General features: G+C 57.4%; 1 rRNA gene (running past one end of the window). It reads left to right on the forward strand.

The annotated features are described in order from the left end of the window. A 23S ribosomal RNA gene (locus ACFZDJ_RS54965) occupies positions 1-1833 on the forward strand; it begins 1375 nt to the left of the window's first position. Positions 1834-1854: the final 21 nt, after the last annotated feature.

Raw genomic sequence — 1854 nt, forward strand, 5'->3', positions numbered from 1 at the left:
GCGGCTGTGATGGGTAGGGGAGCGTCGTGTGCCGGGTGAAGCCGCGCCGGAAGGCAGTGGTGGACGGTTCACGAGTGAGAATGCAGGCATGAGTAGCGATACACACGTGAGAAACGTGTGCGCCGATTGACTAAGGGTTCCTGGGTCAAGCTGATCTGCCCAGGGTAAGTCGGGACCTAAGGCGAGGCCGACAGGCGTAGTCGATGGATAACCGGTTGATATTCCGGTACCCGCTGTGAAGCGTCAAACATTGAACCAGGCGATGCTAAGTCCGTGAAGCCGCCCCGGAGCCTTCGGGCAAAGGGGAGTGGTGGAGCCGACGGACCAGACCTGCAGTAGGTGAGTGATGGGGTGACGCAGGAAGGTAGTCCATCCCGGGCGGTGGTTGTCCCGGGGTAAGGGTGTAGGCCGTGCGATAGGCAAATCCGTCGCACATCAAGGCTGAGACCTGATGCCGAGCCGATTGTGGTGAAGTGGATGATCCTATGCTGTCGAGAAAAGCCTCTAGCGAGTTTCATGGCGGCCCGTACCCTAAACCGACTCAGGTGGTCAGGTAGAGAATACCGAGGCGTTCGGGTGAACTATGGTTAAGGAACTCGGCAAAATGCCCCCGTAACTTCGGGAGAAGGGGGGCCATCACCGGTGATCGGATTTACTCCGTGAGCTGGGGGTGGCCGCAGAGACCAGCGAGAAGCGACTGTTTACTAAAAACACAGGTCCGTGCGAAGCCGTAAGGCGATGTATACGGACTGACGCCTGCCCGGTGCTGGAACGTTAAGGGGACCGGTTAGTCACTCTTCGGGGTGGCGAAGCTGAGAACTTAAGCGCCAGTAAACGGCGGTGGTAACTATAACCATCCTAAGGTAGCGAAATTCCTTGTCGGGTAAGTTCCGACCTGCACGAATGGCGTAACGACTTCTCGACTGTCTCAACCATAGGCCCGGTGAAATTGCACTACGAGTAAAGATGCTCGTTTCGCGCAGCAGGACGGAAAGACCCCGGGACCTTTACTACAGTTTGATATTGGTGTTCGGTTCGGCTTGTGTAGGATAGGTGGGAGACTTTGAAGCGGCAGCGCCAGCTGTTGTGGAGTCGTCGTTGAAATACCACTCTGGTCGTGCTGGATGTCTAACCTGGGTCCGTGATCCGGATCAGGGACAGTGTCTGATGGGTAGTTTAACTGGGGCGGTTGCCTCCTAAAGAGTAACGGAGGCGCCCAAAGGTTCCCTCAGCCTGGTTGGTAATCAGGTGTTGAGTGTAAGTGCACAAGGGAGCTTGACTGTGAGACCGACGGGTCGAGCAGGGACGAAAGTCGGGACTAGTGATCCGGCGGTGGCTTGTGGAAGCGCCGTCGCTCAACGGATAAAAGGTACCCCGGGGATAACAGGCTGATCTTCCCCAAGAGTCCATATCGACGGGATGGTTTGGCACCTCGATGTCGGCTCGTCGCATCCTGGGGCTGGAGTCGGTCCCAAGGGTTGGGCTGTTCGCCCATTAAAGCGGTACGCGAGCTGGGTTTAGAACGTCGTGAGACAGTTCGGTCCCTATCCGCTGTGCGCGTAGGAATATTGAGAAGGGCTGTCCCTAGTACGAGAGGACCGGGACGGACGAACCTCTGGTGTGCCAGTTGTCCTGCCAAGGGCATGGCTGGTTGGCTACGTTCGGGAGGGATAACCGCTGAAAGCATCTAAGCGGGAAGCCTGCTTCGAGATGAGTATTCCCACCCCCTTGAGGGGTTAAGGCTCCCAGTAGACGACTGGGTTGATAGGCCGGATCTGGAAGGCGGGTAACCGCTGGAGGTGACCGGTACTAATAGGCCGAGGGCTTGTCCTCAGTTGCTCGCGTCCACTGTGT

This window comes from Streptomyces sp. NPDC007896, from assembly GCF_042959425.1.
Taxonomy (GTDB): Bacteria; Actinomycetota; Actinomycetes; order Streptomycetales; family Streptomycetaceae; genus Streptomyces.